The organism is Azospirillum sp. BE72, assembly GCF_031455875.1.
Taxonomy (GTDB): Bacteria; Pseudomonadota; Alphaproteobacteria; order Azospirillales; family Azospirillaceae; genus Azospirillum.
On sequence record NZ_JAVDTO010000016.1, the window covers coordinates 17990 to 37866 of the forward strand.

Sequence of the window (19877 nt, forward strand, 5' to 3'; positions counted from 1 at the left end):
AACCCCGTCCATCCTTTACAAACCCAGCACGTAGCGCACCAGCCGTTTCCGCTCCGCCGCAGGCAGGGTCATGAAGCGGTCCTTCGCTCTCTCCGCCTCGCCGCCATGCCACAGGATGGCTTCGGTCACGCTGCGGGCGCGCCCGTCATGCAGCAGCGACAGCTGGCCGTCCTTGGCCGCGAGCCGGTTCAACCCCCACAGCGGCGTGGTGCGCCAGTCGCTTCCGCGCGCCTCGCCCATCGGCAACGCGTCGCCCAGGGCGGGGCCGAGGTCGTGCAGAAGCATGTCGCTGTGCGGGAAGATGTCGCGGTCGGACAGGGCAGGGTGCGCCGGATCCTCCACCGTGCGCCAGGACGGGCGGTGGCAGGCGGCGCATCCGGTGTCGGCGAACAGCCTGGTGCCGGCCTTGTCCTTCGACGCCTCCAGGCTGCCGTCGGGCGGCAGGTCGCGCAGATAGCCGTCGATCAGGCCGATCACCGTGCTGGGGATCTCCAGCCCCTCGAACTGCTTGGAGTCGCCGTGCGGGGCATTGCGGCAGGCTGCTTGGGCCGGGGTGCAGTCGCCCCAGGGTTCGGGAAAGGCCGGGGTCGACATGCCGATGTCGAGGCTGAAGGCCTCCGCATCCTGGTGGTCGAGCGTGGGGTGCATCGCCTTCCAGCCGAAGCGGCCGACCTGCGTCCTGCCGTCCACCGTCACGTGGTTGACCCGTCCGGCCACCGGGCCGCCGGACGCCGCCTGCCTTGCCGCCTCCGCCTCGATCTCCTCGGCCGGGATGCGGTCGAGCAGGCCCATGCCATGGACACGCGGAGGCACGCGGGCCGACATCGCAGTCGCTTGTGCCAGCGGGCCATAGCCGAGATCCTCGACGGCCGGTGTGGGGTGGCGCAGCCGGACGGTCTCGCCATCGGGGAAGCGCACCACTTCCTCCCGGTAGGTGACGCGGGGGCGTCCTTCGATCACCTGTCCGAGGATGGCGTTGGATTGGATCTGCCGGCCATAGACAGGGTCGTCGTTCAGCTTGATCGCATAGCCGACGCCCTGGTCCCCCTCCACCGCCGGGTCGGGCGGACGGCCGCCGCCGCCGCGCGGATGGCAGGTGGCGCAGGAGCGCGCGTTGTAGAGCGGACCGAGGCCGTCGGCCGCCTGCGTCGCGGTGGGCGCCGCCACCCACATGCGGCGGAACAGAGCCTCGCCGATGCGGTTGTCGAGGCTGTCTGCGGCCTGCGCGGCGGGGGCGAGGAGCAGAAAAAGCGCGGTTGCTGTGCCGCGGAGCGAAATCTCAAGCAACGCGGATATATCCCATCATGCCGGTGTCCTGGTGTTCGATGATGTGGCAGTGGAACATCCAGTCGCCGGGGTTGTCGGCCTTGATGGCGACGCGCAGGCGTTCCTTCGGCTCCAGCAGGACGGTGTCGGCATGGTGGGGCACCACCTCGCGGCTGTCGGACGACAGCACCTTGAAGGTGTAGCCGTGGATGTGGATCGGGTGCAGGTGCGGCGTCAGGTTGGCCAGTTCGAAGATGTAGCTCCGGCCCTTCTCCAGCGTGACCAGCGGCGGGGGCAGATGCTCGTGCCCACCCTCCGGCCAGCTCTGCTGGTTGATCGCCCAGAAGGTCTTCTCCGACAGGCAGAGCGAGTCGGCATAGGGCAGGCCGGCCAGGATCGCCGGGTCGAAGCTCTGCGCCACCGCGGTGGCGGAGAAGGCCATCGGGATGACGGGCGCGTTCTTCAGGTCCGGTTCGGGAATGGCGGAGGCGGGCAGGGCGCGCGGCTTGAAGCGCTTGTTGGGCAGCGCAGGACCGACGGCGCGGAAGGTGGCGAGCGGCCGGGGCTCGGCCGAATAGACGTTGGTCAGCCGCAGGGTCTGGCCGGCCTTGGCGGGAGCGCGGAACAGCACGTCGATGCGCATCGCCGGTCCCATCGGCCAGCCGTCGAGCGGGCGGGGCGGCAGCGGGTTGCCGTCGACCGCGATGATCCAGGCATCCGCGCCCTCCACCCGCAGGTCGACGACGCGCGTGCTGTCGACGTTGTAGAAGCGTGCGCGGATGTCGCCGTTGGTCGGGACCTCGATCACCGGATCGATGGCGCCGTTGACGGTCGACACGCTGCCGAAGGTGCCCGCGCGCGCGGCGCCGCGGTCGGTGATGAAGGTGCCGAAGCTGCCGGTCCTGTCCAGCTGCCAGTCCTTGACCAGGCAGACGATGTCGGCGTCGACCTTCGGCGCGTCCGGCTCCTCCACGATCAGCACGCCGGCAAGGCCGCGGCCCAGAAGCTCGACCGTGTTGCAGTGGGGATGGAAGAAGAAGGACCCGGCGTCGGGCGGAGTGAATTCATAGACATGGCGTTCGCCGGGCCTGGTCGGCGGCTGGGTTAGGTAGGGCACGCCGTCTTCCAGGTTCGGCAGGCGGATGCCGTGCCAATGGATCGAGGTGTGCTCGTTCAGTTCGTTGACGAGCGTGGCGCGCAGCCGCTGGCCCTTGCGCATGCGGATGATCGGACCAGGAAAGCGGTCGGCGTAGGTGATCAGCGGCGACGGTTCGGCTGGTTCCGGCAGGATGCGCTGAAGACGCTGCTTCGCGACCAGCTCCACCTCGACCAGATCGCCGGCGGAGGTGATCGGCGCCGGCCCGCCAAGGCTGGGCTTCAGGGCGCCGGCAGCCGGCGCGGCGGCCCCCGTTCCGCCCAGCGCGGCCGCCGCGACGGCGGCTCCCCCGGCGCGCAGCAGGGCACGGCGGGACAGGGCGGCGGCGAGGCGGTGCGGCATGACGGCGGTCCGAATACGACAGGCAGGAAAAGACCGGCTCCGGCCCCGCCCCTTCCGCGCCGGATCGGTCCGGAAGGGAAGGTGGGGGAACGGTCATGCGCGGATGAGGCGCGGGACCGGAGCCGGATGCAGGCTTACTTGCCGACCTTCGACGGATCGTCGAGGCTGTCGGAACCCTGGACGCTGATGGAGACGCCGAGGGTGCTGACGGCGCCTTCCAGCGCCTTCTTCTGGTCGACAAGACGGTCGACGGCGGCGGCCACCAGCTTGTTGCCGTCCTCGTTGTCGGCGGCGATCATCTGGTCGTATGCCATCTTGCCGCTGTCGGCGGTGTCCTTGATCGCCTGCATCGCCTTCATGGTCTCGGCCATGGCGGTCTTCACCGCGGCGTCGGCGTCGGCGGACTTGGCGGCGACCAGCTGCGACAGCGAGGCGCCGGAGACGGTCTTGCCGTCGGTGCGCTTGTAGCTGCCGTTGTAGACGTTCACCATGCCGACTTCGTCGTAATAGTGCGAGTTGTGGGTGTTGTCGGAGAAGCAGTCATGCTCCTCCTCCGGGTCGTGCAGCATCAGGCCGAGCTTCATGCGCTCGCCCGCCAGCTCGCCGTAGCTCAGCGACCCCAGGCCGGTCAGCATGCGGGCGATGCCTTCGCCTTCCGGGGCCTTGGCGATGGAGGCGCGGGCCTTGCCCTTCGCCGCCCACTCCGCCGTCATCTCGGCGAGGTCGTCGACCAGCATCTGGGTGGCAACGGTCAGATACTGGGCGCGGCGGTCGCAATGGCCGTTGGTGCAGTCCTTGCCCTTGGCGTAGTCGGTGGCCTTGCGCTCGCCGGCACCGGGGCCGGTGCCATGCAGATCCTGGCCCCACAGCAGGAATTCGACGGCGTGGTAACCGGTGGCGACGTTCGCCTCGACCTTGCCGGCCTCGTGCAGCTTCTCGCTCAGCAGGCCCTTGTTGATCTTCGCCGCGTTGATCGTCTTGCCGCCGGCCGTGATCTTCGGGTTGGCGATGACATTGGCCTTGGCGTAGGGGTTGCTCTCGCCGCCGGCATAACCGTCGTCGACATAATCGATCAGGCCCTCGTCCAGCGGCCAGGCATTCACCTTGCCTTCCCATTCGTCGACGATCGGGTTGCCGAAGCGGAAGGCTTCGGTTTGCATGTAAGGCACGCGGGCGGTCTTCCAGGCCTCGCGCGCCTTCGCCAGAGTCTCCTCCGTCGGGTTGGCGACCAGGGCGTCCACCGCCTTCTTCAGCGCCTTGGCGCTGATGGTGGCGTCCTCGTAGGCGGCATGGGCAATGTCGGCGTAGTTCTTCGCCACGTCCTTATAGGCCGGTGCCGCCGCCTGGACGGCGAACGGCATCAGGGCAACGACGGCTACGGCGGCAAGGCCGGCAGCGCGCTTCGACATGGAGGTCTCCTCGAACGTCGGTGGTCTGAAATGACAGCAAGTGCGACTGATTCTCAGCGAATAACGTCGCGAATCATTCTCACTGTCAAGCCCTATCCGCGTTGGGGGTACTCGGAAAAGCGGCTGCGGTCGGCGGCTGCGTCGATATCACCCGGTGATGGGGGAAGGGAGGCCGTTCGTCACCCCTGGCGGAGAGCCCGATTGAGCGCCTGGCCCAGATCTTCGAACAGGTCGTCGGGCGACTCAAGGCCGACCGACAGGCGCAGCAGGTCGCCGGGAACCGGGGAGGTCGGGCCTTCGATGCTGGCGCGGTGTTCGATCAGGCTTTCCACCCCGCCCAGAGACGTGGCGCGGCGCCAGACGCCGACATGGGCGGCGGTGTCGATGGCGGCCTGGGCGCCGGCCTTCACCCGGATCGACAGCATGCCGCCGAAGCCGCCGGTCATCTGCCGCGAGGCGATGCCATGGCCCCGGAAGCCGGGCAGACCGGGATAGAGCACCTCCGACACCTGCGGGTGGGCGGACAGACGCTCCGCCAGGGTCATGGCGGCGGCGCACTGCCAGCGGACGCGGGCGAACAGGGTGCGCAGCCCGCGTTGGAGAAGCCATGCCTCGAAGCTGCCGAGGATGCCGCCCTGCTGGGTCTGCACCGCCTTGATGCGGCTCCAGAACTCGTCCTTGCGGGCGGCGGTCAGGGTGCCGGCGACGACGTCCGAATGGCCGTTCAGGTATTTGGTCGCCGAATGCATGACGATGTCGGCGCCCAGCTCCAGCGGACGGGTCAGCACCGGGGTCGCCACCGTGCTGTCCACGGCGAGCCATGCCCCGGCCTCATGCGCGAGTTCGGCCACCGCGGCGATGTCGGTGACGGTCCACAGCGGGTTGGCGGGCGTCTCCAGCCAGACCAGCCGCGTCTCGCCGGGGCGGAGTGCGGCCCGGACCGCGTCGGTGTTGCTGGTGTCCACCCCTTCCACCCGCAGGCCCCAGCGGGTGGCCGGACCATGCACCCAGTTGCGGAAGGCCCAGTACATCACGTCGGGAACGATCACATGGTCGCCGGGATCGAGCGCCTGGAACACCGCCGTCGCCGCCGCCATGCCGGAAGCGAACAGCAGCGTGTCCGCACCCTTTTCCAGTTCGGTGATGGTCCGCGCCGGAATGTCGAAGGTCGGGTTGTCGGCTCGGGCATAGACCCGGCCGCGGTCATAGCCGTTGTCGGGGTCGCGGATGTAGGTGGTGGAGGGATGGATCGGCGGAATGACCGCGCCGCTGGCGGCGTCCTCAAATCCCAGGGCGCCGGCGGCGATGGTTTCGGGACGGTGGGGGCGGTCGGTCATTGCCGGGGCACTCCGGATCGGGGCGTAAGGGGGGACGAAGGATACGCTTCGAACCAGAGCCGGCGCAACGTCCCGTCGGGCAGTGCGCCTTTCGCCGAAGGCTCAGGCGTAACGGGCGATCAGGCGGGCGAGCGGCGGTCCGGACAGCACCACCACGAACAGCCGCAAGGTCTGCAGCGCCAAAACCAGCGGCAGGTCCACCCCGGTGCCGAGCGCGATCACCACGACGGAATCGAGCCCGCCCGGGCTGGTGGCGAGAAAGGCGGTCAGCGGGTCGGTCGGCAGCAGCGTGACCAGCATCCAGGCCGACAGGCTGCACAGCGCGATCATCAGCGCGGTCGACAGCAGCATTTGCGGCACCGCACGGAACGCGTGGCCCAGCACCTCGCGGGTGAAGCGCAGCCCGATGCTCCAGCCGATCACGGCATAGGTGACGGTCAGCAGCGTATGCGGCAGTTGCAGCGATATCCCGGCGCCGGTCTGGACCAGCGCCCCCAGCACCATCGGGACCAGCAGGGCGCCCGACGGTATGCGGAACCGGTGCCCGATCCAGCCTCCGACCAGGGCGACCAGCAGGGTCGCCGCCAGCCCCGCCGGGTCCAGCGCCTCGACCGGTGCGGTTGCCGGGGCGGCGGCCGGCGTCGCACCCTGCGGGCCGGCGGTCAGCGCGTGGGTGACCAGGGAGGCGCTGAGCACCACCAGAACCACGCGCAGATATTGCATCACCGCGACCAGCCGGGCGTCCGCGCCATGCTGGCCCGCCATCGCGACCATGGCCGCGGCGGCTCCCGGCGACACGCCCCAGGCTGCGGTGGTGCCGGGCAGGCTGCCGTAGCGGACGAAGAGCCAACCGACGATGCCGCTGACCGTCACCGTCAGGCCGACCGTTCCCAGCATCAACGGCCAGTTGCGGGCGATGGACAGCAGGATCGACGCGGTGACGGCATGGGCGACGAGGCAACCGATGATCGCCTGGGCCACGGTGAAGCCGGATGGCGGCACCCGGATGGAGGCTCCGCCGACGCCGAACACGATCGCTCCGATCATCGGACCGATCAGCCAGGCAGCCGGCAGCCCGATCCAATCCAGCCCCAACGTAAGCGCCGCCGACAGCCCGAGCAGGCCCGCCCATTGCGCCAGCTTGCCGGCCCGGCCATTCGGCCGGCCGGCTCCCGCCCGATCCTCCGTACCCGCCACGGATTCATACCTGTACGAATAATTTGCGACCGGAGCATGCTGCCTGCCGCGGGACCTTTCCGTCCAGCGGCAGGGCGGGCGCGGCAGCCATGCAGCCGGTGGCGGTGCGATCGGGTTGGGGATCAGCCGGCGGAGCGGATGCGGCTGAGGAAATCGCCGACCCCCTGGTTCAGCTCATCCGCCTGACGGTGCAGCAGGCCGGCCGCCGACAGCACCTCCTGCGCGATGCCGCCGGTTTCGGCGGAGGATTGCGTCACCTGCCCGATGGACCCGGTGATCCGGCGGGCGCCGATGGCCACCTCCTGCACGTTGCGGGTGATCTCCTGGGTGGCGGCGGTCTGTTCCTCCACCGTGGCGGCGACGGTCGTGACGATCTCGTTGATCTGGGTGATGGTGCGGCCCACCGCATGGATCGCCTCGGCGGCATTGCCCGCCGCACTCTGCATGCCGGCGATCTGGGTGGAGATATCCTCCGTCGCCTTGGCGGTCTGATTGGCCAGATGCTTCACCTCGTTGGCGACCACGGCGAATCCCTTGCCGGCTTCCCCCGCACGGGCGGCCTCGATGGTGGCGTTCAGGGCCAGCAGATTGGTCTGGCTGGCGATGCTGTTGATCAGGTTGACCACGTCGCCGATGCGCCGCGCCGCTTCGACCAAACCGCTGACGGTCCCTTTCGTGCGTTCCGCCTCGTCGACGGCGGAGGACGAGATGCGGGAGGATTCGTTGACGTGGCGGCTGATGTCGGAGATGGAGGCGGAAAGCTGCTCGGTCGCGGCGGCGACCGTCTGCATGCTGGACGAGGCGATCTCCGTCTCCGATGCGACATCGGTGGAGCGGCGGCTGGTGGCGGTCGCGATTTCCGACATGCGGCGGGCATGCGCCTGCATCTGGTCGGACGCGGCGACGGTGCCCTCCACGATGCTCTTGACGCTGCCCTCGAAATCGCCGGCCAGCCGGTCGAGCGTGGCGCGTTTGCTGTCCTCTTCGGCGGCCTTGTAGGTCTCCAGCAGCAGTTCCATGTCGAACCAGGCGATCTTGGTCAGCGCCTCCAGCTGGGCGGCACGGGTGCGGCGGGCACCGGCACCGAACAGGCCTGCCATCACGCCGTCGTCGCCGCCCCCGGTCAGGCCCAGTTCACGGGCGATGTTCGTGCTGACGATGTAATGGCAGATCGACACCGCATAGGCCGGAACGCCGTTGCGGTAAAACAGCGAAGCCAGCCGCCGGGCGGACTCGCCGAAACCCTCGTCGAGCCGTCCGGAGGCGGCGCGGGACCAATGGTCGACACGGGCGGCATGCACCTCCGGCAGCTTCAGCGCCGATTGGATTTCCGGCCACGCATCGAAATGCCGATGCCACTGTTCGAGAAGGCCAGGAAGCCTGCGCTCGGCGAAATCCCGGTTGGCCCGAAGTATGGCAAGATCATCCTCGGTGATGGCGAAGGCGGCAAGGCGCTTTGCATGCCCGTTGGACAGCGCGACACTCATGATCGGACGATCCTCTATTCCGAAATTCCTGGTGCGGCTACCGCTGCCGCCGGCCACTGGCCCGCTGCCCGGATGGATTGTTGCTGCCAACAATCACTGCATACCGCAGTATGGCGTGTGATAACTAAGCACGAACATGGCGCATGACTGAAGTGTAATCTTTTAGATAAATATTTCGTCTGCAGGAAAACGAAAATCTAAAACGTTCGGTCCTGCACATTTTACTTACCGTTCCGAACGGCGTGTCGGTCATTCGTCAGAGACATATTTGCCGAAGGTGAAACAAACCCTCCGATAACCACAGACGAAAAGAGGAAATGCCGTTGATCGCTTCCACCCTTCCATACCTCTCCCGGTTGAGGCTGGAGGCATGAAGTGGCCTCCAGCCCCCACCTGTATTTTTCATTGAACGACCAATCAAAATAAAATGCGCCGTGCTGTGCGGCGAAATGGACGACGGCGTCAGCAAAATGCAAACTCCGCGAACGTGGCTATCGACCGCGCCCCTCGTCTCGGGGCAATCTACGGCCCGATTGCCATCATCCCGTTCTGTTGCGTTCCGGAAGTCTTGCCATGTCCATGAACCTGCCCACGCCGACCGGCTCGTCTTCGACGGGGATGGGAGAGGTGCGCCTGGCGGTTCGCGGCCTGCGCAAGGTCTTCGCCGACGATCCGCGTCCGGCGCTGGAGATGCTGCGCTGCGGCGCGACGAAGGCGGAGGTGCTGAAAAAGCTGAACGTCAATGTCGGCGTGGCGGAGGCCAGCTTCGACATCCGCGCCGGCGAGATCTTCGTCATCATGGGCCTGTCCGGGTCCGGCAAATCGACAATCGTCCGTCTGTTGAACCGGCTGATCGAACCGTCGGAGGGGGAGATCCGGCTGGACGGCCGCGACCTGACCCGCTTGTCGCGCGGCGAACTGGTCGAGGTGCTGCGGCGGGACATGAGCATGGTCTTCCAGTCCTTCGCCCTGCTGCCCAACCGCACCGCCCTGGAGAATGCCGCCTTCGGGCTGGAGGTCGCCGGGGTTCCGCGCGGACAGCGGCGCAAGGCGGCCATGGCGGCGCTGGAACGGGTGGGGCTGGGCGCCTATGCCGACCGCTACCCGCAGGAGCTTTCGGGCGGCATGCAGCAGCGGGTCGGGCTTGCCCGCGCGCTTGCCAAGAATCCGACGATCATGCTGATGGACGAGGCGTTTTCGGCGCTCGACCCGCTGATCCGCACCGACATGCAGGACGAGCTTCTGCGGCTTCAGCGCGAGGACGCCCGCACCATCGTCTTCATCTCCCACGATGCGGAGGAGGCGATGCGGATCGCCGACCACATCGCGGTGATGGAGGACGGGCGGATCGCCCAGATCGGCACGCCCGCAGAGATCCTGCGCGCGCCGGCCGACGACTATGTCCGCGCCTTCTTCCGCGGCGTCGATTCCTCCCGCGTTCTGCGCGCCCGCGACCTCGCCCGCCTGCCGACACCGGCAGACGCCATAGGGGAGGGGGAGGGTGCGCGTTTCCGCTACCGCACCGACGCCGCCGGCCATTTCCGCGGCGTGCTGGCCGGCGACGGCACATCGGCGTTGTTCGGGCTGGAACCGGTGGCGGCGGATACGCCGCTGCACTCGCTGCTGGGCCGCGCCGCCGCGGCGCCCTGCCCGCTGCCGGTGGTGGAGGCGGACGGACGCTTCGTCGGCGTAATCTCCCGCGCAGGTCTGCTGGCTGCACTGGACCGGGGCGAGGGCGCCGGCCGCGAGGTACGCCATGGCTGAGGCGGCGATCCTCGACGTGGAGTGGTTGAGCGAGACCATCGGCGGCGGCATCGCCCGCGGCTCCGAATGGCTGGTTACGACGATTCTGGACCACGGCCAGCCGGCGCTGGACGCAATCGCCGGGGTGGTCGACGGGCTGGGCGGCGCGCTGGACGGGCTGCTGCTGGGGGTGCCCCCCTGGCTGCTGACGCTGGTGCTTGCGGCAATCGCGCTGTGGCGGGTCGGGCGCGGCTTCGCCCTGTTCACGCTGCTGGCGTTCGGTGGCATCTTCGTGATGGGCCTGTGGGAGCCGACGGTCTCGACCCTCGGCCTCGTGCTCGCCTCCACCGCGCTCAGCCTGATCGGCGGGGTGCCGCTCGGCATCTGGATGGCGCGCAGCAAGATCGCCGACGGGGTGGGCAAGACCCTGCTCGACCTGATGCAGACGATGCCGGCCTTCGTCTATCTCATCCCGGCGGTGATGTTCTTCGGGTTGGGACGGGTGCCGGGCATCATCGCCACGGTGGTGTTCGCCATGCCGCCGGCGGTGCGGCTGACCGCGCTCGGCATCCGGCAGGTGCCGGAGGAGCTGGTGGAGGCCGGCCGCGCCTTCGGTTGCCGCGGCCACCAGCTGCTGTTCAAGGTCCAGTTGCCCAATGCCCTGCCGTCGATCATGGCCGGCGTCAACCAGACCATGATGATGGCGCTGTCGATGATCGTCGTCGCCTCGATGATCGGTGCCGGCGGGCTGGGCAATGTGGTGCTTCAGGGCATCCAGCGCCTGGACATCGGTCTCGGCGTGCAGAGCGGATTGAGCGTGGTGCTGCTCGCCGTCGTGCTCGACCGCATCACCCAGAGTTTTGGGCGGGGCATTCGCCATCGGGCCGCCGCCGGAACGGCCAAGCGGCGCTGGTGGCGGCGGTGAGGTCAGGCATTCAGCTCCGAATCGAGGTAGCCCAGCGCCACCGCCCTTGCGGCGCTGCCGTCGATCGCGCCGGTCAGGGCAAAGCGCAGCCACAGCCCGTCGATCATCGCCGCCAGCCCGACCGCCACCCGCTCCGCCCGCTCGGCCGGAAGCAGGGGGCGCAGGGCGTGCAGCAGGTTGGAATGCAGGCGGCGGGCGTTGATCCGTTGCAGCCGCGACAGCGCCGGGTTGTGCGGCGCCTGCGCCCAGAAGCCCAGCCATGCGGCGACCACCCGCGGCTCGAACTGGCCGGGAGCAAAGTTGCAGTCGACGATCGCCTCCAGCCTTGCACGCGGAGAATCGGCGGCCGCCAGCCGCTGGGTCGCGTCGTCGCGCAACTGTTGCAGCATGCTGCGCATGGTGGCGGCCAGCAGTTCGTCCTTGCCGCCGAAATAATGATGGATGATGCCGGGCGACACGCCGGCCCCGCGGCTGATCGTCTGGACCGTGGTGTCGACCAGTCCATGCTCGCCCATCGAGGTGATGGTCGCGTCGATCAACTGACGGCGGCGGATCGGTTCCATTCCGACTTTGGGCATGGGGCGAGCGGTCTCCTGTCCTTCTCCGCCATGGCCGGCCGCAACCGGGACCTTGGCTTGCGTCGCAACAAATGCGCCATTTTCGCCGCTCCGTCGATGACGAAAACGGCAGAGCTGTGCAGAGGACCTGGGCGTCGGGAGATCGGCAAAAGCCCCTCTCCCCTTGCGGGAGAGGGGTTTGGGGTGAGGGGTGCGGTCCAGTTTGAAAAGCTGGGAAGCAATTCCCGGCCGGCATTCGCCGGCCCCACCCTCACCCCAACCCCTCTCCCATCGAGGGAGAGGGGCTTTGAACTGCAGCCTGACAAGCAGACCGGACGAACCGGAAACACAGGAAAGAGGAGTTGAGGATATGAGCGGATGGATGGCTGTGGCCAAGGGGATCGCGGGCGTCGGTGTCGCGGCGGCGGTGGCGCTGGGTGCCGGCGGGGCGCTGGCCGCCGATCCGGCGTCCTGCAAGGCGGTGCGCTTCGGCGACGTCGGCTGGACCGACATCGCGGCGACGACCGCGCTCGCCTCCGTCACGCTGGACGCGCTGGGCTACAAGCCGACCACCACCATGTCGTCGGTGCCGCTGGTCTATACCGGGCTGAAGACCAAGTCGCTCGACGTCTTCCTCGGCAACTGGATGCCGACGATGGAGCCTTTCCTGAAGCCGGTGCTGGAAGACGGCTCCGTCGAGGTGACGCGCGTCAACCTGGAAGGCGCCAAATACACGCTTGCCGTCCCGAAATACGCCGCCGAGGCCGGGTTGAAGACCTTCGCCGACATCGCGAAGTTCAAGGACAAGCTGGGCGGCAAGATCTACGGCATCGAGGCCGGCAACGACGGCAACCTGATCATCGACAAGATGCTGAAAGCCGACGCCTTCGGCCTGAAGGACTTCAAGCTGGTGGAGTCCAGCGAGGCCGGGATGCTGGCCGAGGTGAAGCGGGCCGCCCGCAACAAGGGCTGGGTCGTGTTCCTGGGCTGGGAGCCTCACCCCATGAACAAGAGCTTCGAACTGACCTATCTGGAGGGTGGTGACGACTGGTTCGGCCCCAACCTGGGTGGCGCCACCGTCGCCACCAATGTCCGCAAGGGCTACGCCGCCGAATGCCCGAATGTCGGCAAGCTGCTGTCCAACCTGTCCTTCACCCTGGACATGGAGAACGCGGTGATGGACGACATCATGAACGGCAACAAGAAGCCCGATGCAGCCGCCAAGGCCTGGCTGAAGAAGAACCCCGACGTGCTGAAGGGCTGGCTGGACGGCGTCACCACCATCGACGGCAAGGACGGTCTGGCGGCCGTGCAGGCCAAGCTGGGCGTCGCCACCAAGTCGTGACCTGACGGGGGGCTTCGGACGGCGGTCACGCCTGCCTAAGGCGGCAACCGGGCCATTGCCTGGTGATGGTCCGGTCGCCATATGCGGTTGGCATTCCTTCGTGCCCGCCCGGAGCCCCCATGTTTTTCGGTCCGCTTCCCCTGTCCGACGCAGAAGGCGCGATCCTCGCCCATTCGCTCCGCCTGGGGGCGCTTGCCTTCAAGAAGGGTCGGCGTCTGTCGGCCGGGGATGTGGCGGCATTGCGGGAGGCCGGAATCGGCGAGGTGATCGCCGCCAAGCTGTCGGAAGTCGATATTGCGGAGGATACGGCCGCCACCCGCATCGCCGCCGCGGTGGCGGGCGGTGGCGTGCAGGTCGCCGCCGCCTTCACCGGCCGCGTCAACCTGTTCGCCGAGGCGCGCGGCCTACTCCGCCTCGACCCGGCGTGCCTCGACGCGATCAACGTGATCGATGAGAGCGTCACCATCGCCACCTTGCCGGATTTCGCCCCGGTCGAGCCGGGCCAGATGCTGGCGACCGTCAAGATCATCCCCTTCGCCGCCCCCGCCGCCGCGGTGGAGCAGGCGGAGCGTCTGGCGGCCGACGGTGCGCCGCCGCTGGCCGTCCTCCCCTTCCGTCCACTGTCGGCAGCGCTGATCCAGACCCGGCTGCCGGGGATGAAGGACAGCGTTCTCGACAAGACCGTGGCGGTGACGCGGGAGCGGGTGGAGGCTCTCGGCGGCACGCTGGTCCATGAGGCGCGCTGCGCCCATGACGAGGGCGCGCTGGCGGAACTGATCGCCGCGATGCCGCCTGCGGACCTGCTGCTGATTGCCGGCGCTTCCGCCATCACCGACCGGCGCGACGTGCTGCCTGCCGCCATCGAGCGGGCCGGCGGCGTGGTGGAGCATTTCGGCATGCCGGTGGACCCCGGCAACCTGCTGCTGCTGGCCCGGCGCGGGGACAGGCCGGTGCTGGGCCTGCCGGGCTGCGCGCGCTCGCCCAAGCTGAACGGCTTCGACTGGGTGTTGCAGCGCATCGCTGCGGGCGTGCCGCCGGGCAGGGCGGAGGTTATGCGGATGGGTGTCGGCGGGCTGCTGGCGGAGATTCCGACGCGCCCCCTGCCGCGGGCCGGCGTGGCCGCGGAGACGCCGCGGGCGCCGCGCGTCACCGCGCTGGTGCTGGCGGCCGGACGCTCCAGCCGGATGGGACCGACCAACAAGCTGCTGGCGGAAGTGAACGGCGCGCCGCTGGTCGCCCGCGCGGTCGATGCGGCCCTGGCCTCGCAAGCCGCCAACGTCATCGTCGTCACCGGCCACCAGGGGGAGAGCGTGGCGCGGGTGCTGTCCGACCGTCCGGTGACCTTCGTCCACAACCCCGCCTTCGCCGAGGGGCTGAGCAGTTCGCTGCGCGCCGGGCTGGCGGCGGTTCCGAGTGAGTCGGACGCAGTGGTGGTGTGCCTGGGCGACATGCCTCGGGTGGCATCCGCCGTGATCGATCGGCTGATCGCCGCCTACAGCCCGTTGGAAGGCCGCGCCATCTGCGTGCCGACCACCCATGGCAAGCAGGGCAACCCCGTGCTGTGGGACCGCGCCTTCTTCACCGAGATGGCGGGGCTGACCGGCGATGCCGGGGCGAAGCGGCTGATCGGCCAGCATGCCGACCGGCTGTGCGAGGTGTCGGTGGAGGATGCCGGCATCCTCTATGACGTCGACACCCCCGACCTGTTGGCCCGCTTCGCCGAAACCGTCAGCGAGCCAGACCCAGCCAGCGCCGGGTCATGGCGCGGGTGAACTGTTCCGCCACCGGCATGTGGGTGGCGATGGAAGCCTCCAGCCCGTGCAGCATGTCGGCATTGCTTTCCCTCGCTTCCTCCCGGATGCGGGAGGCCCAGCCGCGCAGGATGTCGCCGGTCGCTTCCGGATGGAACTGGAAGGCATAGGTGGCACGACCGAGCCGGAAGGCCTGCCGGTCGCAGGCGGCGCTATAGGCCAGCGGCACCGCGCCCTCGGGAAACTCGAAGGTGTCGTAGTGCCACTGGGCGAGGTTCAGCTCCGGACCGAAGCCGCCCAGCAGCGGGTCGTCCTGGGCCCCATCGGTCAAGCTGACCCGGTGGATGCCCAGTTCCGGCGTGGTATGGCGGTAGACCTTGGCGCCATAGGCGCGGGCGGCGAGTTGCGCACCCAGGCAGATGCCCATCACTGGACGGTCGGCGTCGGTGAAGTCGCGGATCACGTCCATCACCCGGCCGAAATGCGGTCCCTTCGCGTCGTCCCAGGCGTCCTGCGGACCACCCAGCACCACGAGGCCGGCATAGCCGTCCTTCTCGGGAATCGCTTCTCCCTCGTTGGCGGCAATGGCGTGGAGGGTGGCGCCGTTGTCGGTCAGCGCGTCGCCCACCAGACCGATGGGAGCGGTGCGGCTGTTCTGAACGACCAGGATGCGCATGGGTCTGCTCGGCTCGCGTCGTTGGCACGGGTGTCATCAAGTTGTGAGACCGTCGCGGGCGGAGTTCAAGCCGCAGGCGCTCCGGAACCCATGCCGCGCCCCGCAAAGCCGCTATGCGTGCCGCCGGGCAGCTGGTTTAGAGTGCCCGTCAACCGTCCTGTCCCGCTCCGCGCCGGAGGTCCGCCCCATGCCGTTCCGCATCCGTCTTCTCGCCGCTCCGCTGATCGCCGCCATTCTCGGCATGTCCATGCCGGTCTCCTTCCCCGCGTGGGCGCAGAGCGGCTCGCTGACCTTCCTGCACATCAACGATGTGTACGAGATCGCACCGGTGAAGGGGCAGGGCGGGTTCGGGCCGCTGATGACCCTATTGAAGCGCGAACGCGCCTCGGCCCCCGATGCCTTCACCACCGTCGGCGGGGATTTCCTGTCGCCGTCGCTGCTGTCGGGGACGACCAAGGGCGAGCAGATGATCACCTTGTTCAACGCCATCGGCGTCGATGCGGTGACCTTCGGCAACCATGAATTCGACTTCGGTCCCGACGCACTGAAACAGCGGATGGCCGAATCGAAGTTCCCCTGGATCGGCACCAACGTGCGCGAGGCCGACGGCTCCGCCTTCGCGACCACGGTGCCGAGCTGGACGAGGACCGTCGACGGCATCACCGTCGGCTTCATCGGCCTGATCACCCCAGACACCGCCCGCCTGTCGAGCGCCGGCACCAGCCTCAGCTTCCCGCCCGTGCCGGAGACCGCCGCAGCGGCAGTGAAGGAGTTGCGCGCCAAAGGGGCGGCGGTCGTGGTGGCGCTGACCCACCTGACCATCGAGGAGGACCGGCAATTGGCCGCCAAGGTCAAGGGCATCGACCTGATCCTGGGCGGCCACGACCATGACCCGATCAGCTTCTATGAGGGCTCCACCCTGATCCTGAAGGCCGGGCAGGACGCGCGATATCTCAGCGTCGTCAAGCTGGCCGTGGAAACCAGGGACGCCGGCAAGGGGCCGGCGACCACCACCCTGCCGACCGAATGGCGCTTCGTCACCACCGCCGGCGTCGCTCCGGACCCGGAGGTGGACGCGGTGGTCGAGGGCTACACCAAGCGGCTGGACAGCGATCTTGCCGCCGTGATCGGCACCACCGCGACCGAACTGGACAGCCGCAAGGACGTGGTGCGCAGCCGCGAGGCCAGCATGGGCAACCTGATCTCCGACGCCCTGCGAGAGACGTTGAAGGCCGATGTCGCGATCACCAACGGCGGCGGCATCCGTGCCGACGCGTTGCATCCCGCCGGTTCCCGCCTGACCCGCCGCGACATCTTCGCCGAACTGCCCTTCGGCAATGTCGGGGTGCTGGTGGAGATGTCGGGGCAGGATCTGATCTCCACCCTGGAGCACGGCGTCGGCAAGGTGGAGGAGAAGGCCGGCCGTTTCCCGCAGGTCTCCGGCCTGACCATGACCTACGACCCCAAGGCGCCGGCCGGGCGCCGGGTGACCGCGGTGACGGTCGGCGGCAAGCCCATGGACCCGCAGGCGACCTATCGCGTCGCGACCAACGATTTCATGCTGAAGGGCGGTGACGGCTATGCCGCCTTCCCGCGCGCCAAAGTGATCGTCGATGCATCGGGGGCGGTGTTGTTGGCGACCATCGTGATGAACCACGTCGAGTCCAAGAAAACGGTCATGCCTGCGGTGGAAGGGCGGATCGTGGCAAAATAACGCAGCGGCCGGGACATTATCGGGCCGCGACACGACACTCCGTTGCGCGGGCGCGGCATTTCCCTTTAGGGTAGCCCGTCCGCCCTATATCCGCGCCGGAAGCCGCCGCATGTCCGATACCCTGCCCAGCCGTTCCAACGACTTCGCCCAGACCTTCAACACCGCCCATGGCGAGGCCGGTCTGGGGCGGGTGTCGATCGCCCATATCCTGCAGCGCATCCAGGCGGATCCGAACTTCCTGTTCAGCGAGGAGTTCCGCCAGGGCGGCGGCCAATGCCCGTTCCATGCCGGCAAGACCGAGGGCGCGCCAAAGGAAGCTGCGGAGGGATCGGCGCCGATCTCGCAGGACGATGCCGACAAGGTGGCGGTCAACAGCCTGCTGGCCCTGCTGTTCAACCGGCTGCGCGACCACATCGCGGAAACGCTGCCCTTCGATGCGGAAGGGCGGCCGATGCTGCCGATTCCGCCGCGCTCCCCACATGGACTGGATCCGGCCGACCGCGCCGCCATGGCTGCTGCGGCGCCGGACGTCTTCTGCTCCGTCCTGCGCGATGCCACCTGCCACCTGCTGGACGGGCTGATCACCGGCTGGGCCGTCGGCCTGGTGCAGGAGGAGGAGTATTTCCGTTCCCAGGGCTCCGGTGCCATTTCGCTGGAGGCGGCGGCCACCTTCGTGCTGCGCAGCGTGCTGGAGCATTCGCCGCTCTACCAGCGCGCCGGCTACGACATGCTGTCGATCACCAAGACCGGAAGCCATACCGCCATTCACATCTGCTGGGCTCTGGTGGAGGCGGCTCCGCTGCTGGTGCCGGGCCGCGATGCCGCCTTCTACGACGACCTCGTCCGCCGCAGCCTGAAGCAGATCGTGCCGCTGTCGATGGCCAGCCTCGGCATGCTGGTCCATTACATGGAGGAAAGCGGGATCGAGCCGGCCGACGGGCTGGCGGTGCACCGGCTGCCCAAGGACCAGACCGCCTTCGTTCTGGACGGCAACGGGCTGATCCGGCTGAACGCCGATCCCATCGTCACCTTCGCCAAGCCGGGCGAGCGCTACTACACCGGTTGCCCGGCCTTCTACACGACGAACCTGATCAAGCTGTATCTGGACATCGTGGCCGGGCTGGCCCTGGAATATTCCGTCTACGACCGCCTGCAGGAGGGCTGAGCCCGATGGCCCGGACCAACGATTTCGCCCTGACCTATGCCGGCGCGCATGAGGAGGCCGGGATGACCCGGATCAACCTCGCGCCGATCCTGCACCGCATCGCCGAGGAGCCGAGCTATCTTCTGAGCGAGGAACTGCTGAAGCTGGCCGGCCACTGCCCGGCCCATGCAGACACCCGCAAGGAAGATTTCGAGAAGGTCGCGATCAACACCCTGCTGGGCTTCCTCTATGTCGACCTGCGGGAGCACATCATCGCCCGCATGCCGCTGGACGACGCCGGCCATCTGGTGCTGTCGACCCCGCCGGACTCGCCGCACGGGCTGGATTTCGCCGATGCGGAAGGCATCGACGCCGCCGATCCCGACCGCGTGGTCGGCTTTCTGCGCGATGCGGTCTGCCACCTGTTGGACGCCATCATCAAGGATTGGGCGATCAAGGTGATGGTGGAGGAGGACCGCTGCCGGACGGAGGGAAACATCACCGACATGGCCGCCGCCGGCTATGTGCTGGGGCGCGAGTTGCAGAGGTCGGTCCTGCACGGGCCGTCCGGCTACGACATGCTGTCGATCACCAAGACAGGCAGCCACACCGCCCTGCATGTCTGCTGGAACCTGGTGGAAGCCGCCCCGCTGCTGCGTCCGGGGTTGGAAGCCGCCGCCTATGACGACCTCGCCCGCCGCAGCCTGAAGCAGGTGCTGCCGCTCGCCATGGGTAGCCTGGGCATGCTGTGCCAGTTCATGGCGGCGGGAAAGATCGAGGCCGACGACCATCAGGCCATCCACCCGCTGCGCCCCGACCAATCGGCCTTCCTCTATGATCCTGACAAGGATCTGATCGTCCTGAACACCGACCTGATCGAGCCGACGGCGATGGAGGGGGAGCGCCATTACACCGGCTGCCCGGCCTTCTACGCGAACGGGCTGATCAACCTGTACATGGAAATCGTGCTGACGCTTGCGGCGCAATACGGCATGTATGTGCGACTTCAGGCGAAATCAGCATGACGCAGGTTCTTGACGGAACGGCGACCATGCCTATGTTGGCGTTCCGTCAGAGTCGAAAGGTCTAAGTTGGCGAAGAAAAGCTATCTGCGGGCGGTCACCACCACCGCGCTGGCCGACGCGATCAAGCGCAGCCGCAGCCGCATGGCGACGCCGTGGCAGCGTGCGCTCGGCCATCTGGAAAGCGTGTTCATCGACCACGCCTGCTTCCGGCTGATCTATTCGAACACCTACCGCATCTCGCCCAACATGTACCGGGCAAGCCAGCCATCGCCTTCGCACATCGCCGCGGCGGCGCGCAACGGGATCAAGTCGATCCTGAACCTGCGCGGCTCGCGCGACTGCGCCTCCTACATCCTGGAGGCGGAGGCCTGCCGCGCCCATGGTCTGGAACTGGTCGATTTCCCGGTGAACTCCCGCGACATGCCCAAGAAGGAAACCCTTCTGAAGGCGCGCGAGCTGTTCAAGACCATGACCTATCCGGCGCTGATGCACTGCAAGTCGGGAGCCGACCGCGCCGGCTTCATGTCGACGCTGTACCTGTTCGCCCATGAAGGCAAGCCGCTCGACGAAGCGATGAAGCAGTTGTCCTGGCGCTACGGCCACTTCAAGCAGGCGAAGACCGGCATCCTCGACTACTTCTTCGAACTGTATGCCGCCTACAACCAGAAGCGCCCGATCGAGTTCTGGGATTGGGTCGAGCGCGTCTATGACCCGGTCGAAGCCAAGGCGAGCTTCCGCTCGCGCGAATGGGCCGATGCCGTGGTCGACCGGGTGCTGGGCCGCGAATAAGGCGGCCCGCTCCT

Annotated in this window: 16 protein-coding genes; 8 read left to right on the plus strand and 8 right to left on the minus strand. The window is 68.1% G+C overall.

What is annotated here, in order from left to right; all coding sequences use genetic code 11:
- Positions 1-15 precede the first annotated feature (15 nt).
- The 6 genes from J2Y49_RS26485 to J2Y49_RS26510 form a co-directional block, all read right to left on the minus strand.
- Positions 16-1287: a di-heme oxidoredictase family protein gene (locus J2Y49_RS26485; protein ID WP_310118300.1), complete on the minus strand. Its 1272-nt coding sequence runs from the start codon at positions 1285-1287 to the stop codon at positions 16-18.
- Entirely contained in the window at positions 1280-2764 is a 1485-nt protein-coding gene (locus J2Y49_RS26490) for a multicopper oxidase family protein (RefSeq protein WP_310118302.1), read from the minus strand. Before J2Y49_RS26490 ends, J2Y49_RS26485 begins: the two co-directional genes overlap by 8 nt.
- Positions 2765-2898: 134 nt before the next feature.
- Positions 2899-4173 (minus strand): imelysin family protein, encoded by a 1275-nt coding sequence (locus J2Y49_RS26495; protein ID WP_310118304.1) that lies wholly within the window; start codon positions 4171-4173, stop codon positions 2899-2901.
- A 179-nt stretch (positions 4174-4352) separates the two neighbouring features.
- Positions 4353-5510 (minus strand): PLP-dependent aspartate aminotransferase family protein, encoded by a 1158-nt coding sequence (locus J2Y49_RS26500; protein WP_310118308.1) that lies wholly within the window; start codon positions 5508-5510, stop codon positions 4353-4355.
- 102 nt (positions 5511-5612) lie between these two features.
- Positions 5613-6707, minus strand: coding sequence for an AbrB family transcriptional regulator (locus tag J2Y49_RS26505; protein WP_310118309.1), 1095 nt, complete (start codon positions 6705-6707; stop codon positions 5613-5615).
- A 122-nt stretch (positions 6708-6829) separates the two neighbouring features.
- Positions 6830-8194, minus strand: a complete 1365-nt coding sequence (locus tag J2Y49_RS26510; protein WP_310118311.1) for a globin-coupled sensor protein — start codon at positions 8192-8194, stop codon at positions 6830-6832.
- 573 nt (positions 8195-8767) lie between these two features.
- Here J2Y49_RS26510 and J2Y49_RS26515 point away from each other — a divergent pair.
- Together J2Y49_RS26515 and J2Y49_RS26520 are read left to right on the plus strand one after the other, a co-directional pair.
- Positions 8768-9958, plus strand: coding sequence for a glycine betaine/L-proline ABC transporter ATP-binding protein (locus tag J2Y49_RS26515; RefSeq protein WP_310118314.1), 1191 nt, complete (start codon positions 8768-8770; stop codon positions 9956-9958).
- Positions 9951-10862: a proline/glycine betaine ABC transporter permease gene (locus J2Y49_RS26520; protein ID WP_310118315.1), complete on the plus strand. Its 912-nt coding sequence runs from the start codon at positions 9951-9953 to the stop codon at positions 10860-10862. The genes J2Y49_RS26515 and J2Y49_RS26520 overlap by 8 nt, the downstream gene beginning before the upstream one ends.
- Positions 10863-10864: 2 nt before the next feature.
- Here the strand turns inward: J2Y49_RS26520 and betI are convergent, their stop codons facing one another.
- Positions 10865-11440 (minus strand): transcriptional regulator BetI, encoded by a 576-nt coding sequence (betI, locus tag J2Y49_RS26525; protein WP_149225872.1) that lies wholly within the window; start codon positions 11438-11440, stop codon positions 10865-10867.
- A gap of 349 nt (positions 11441-11789) precedes the next feature.
- Here betI and J2Y49_RS26530 point away from each other — a divergent pair, with 349 nt between their 5' ends.
- Positions 11790-12764, plus strand: coding sequence for a choline ABC transporter substrate-binding protein (locus J2Y49_RS26530; RefSeq protein ID WP_310118319.1), 975 nt, complete (start codon positions 11790-11792; stop codon positions 12762-12764).
- 119 nt (positions 12765-12883) lie between these two features.
- A complete protein-coding gene (locus tag J2Y49_RS26535) occupies positions 12884-14536 on the plus strand; it encodes a molybdopterin-binding/glycosyltransferase family 2 protein (RefSeq protein WP_310118321.1) in 1653 nt (550 codons plus the stop codon).
- On the opposite strand, the gene J2Y49_RS26540 is transcribed toward J2Y49_RS26535, so the two are convergent.
- Positions 14493-15191 (minus strand): type 1 glutamine amidotransferase, encoded by a 699-nt coding sequence (locus J2Y49_RS26540; RefSeq protein WP_310118322.1) that lies wholly within the window; start codon positions 15189-15191, stop codon positions 14493-14495. The genes J2Y49_RS26535 and J2Y49_RS26540 overlap by 44 nt on opposite strands.
- A gap of 187 nt (positions 15192-15378) precedes the next feature.
- Between J2Y49_RS26540 and J2Y49_RS26545 the strand changes: the two genes are divergently transcribed.
- From J2Y49_RS26545 to J2Y49_RS26560, 4 genes are all read left to right on the plus strand, one after another.
- Positions 15379-16905, plus strand: coding sequence for a 5'-nucleotidase C-terminal domain-containing protein (locus J2Y49_RS26545; RefSeq protein WP_310118323.1), 1527 nt, complete (start codon positions 15379-15381; stop codon positions 16903-16905).
- Between the two features lie 109 nt (positions 16906-17014).
- Entirely contained in the window at positions 17015-18070 is a 1056-nt protein-coding gene (locus tag J2Y49_RS26550) for a hypothetical protein (RefSeq protein ID WP_310118324.1), read from the plus strand.
- 5 nt (positions 18071-18075) lie between these two features.
- Positions 18076-19074 (plus strand): hypothetical protein, encoded by a 999-nt coding sequence (locus J2Y49_RS26555; RefSeq protein ID WP_310118326.1) that lies wholly within the window; start codon positions 18076-18078, stop codon positions 19072-19074.
- 66 nt (positions 19075-19140) lie between these two features.
- Positions 19141-19863, plus strand: coding sequence for a fused DSP-PTPase phosphatase/NAD kinase-like protein (locus tag J2Y49_RS26560; protein WP_310118328.1), 723 nt, complete (start codon positions 19141-19143; stop codon positions 19861-19863).
- The last annotated feature ends 14 nt before the right edge of the window (positions 19864-19877 follow it).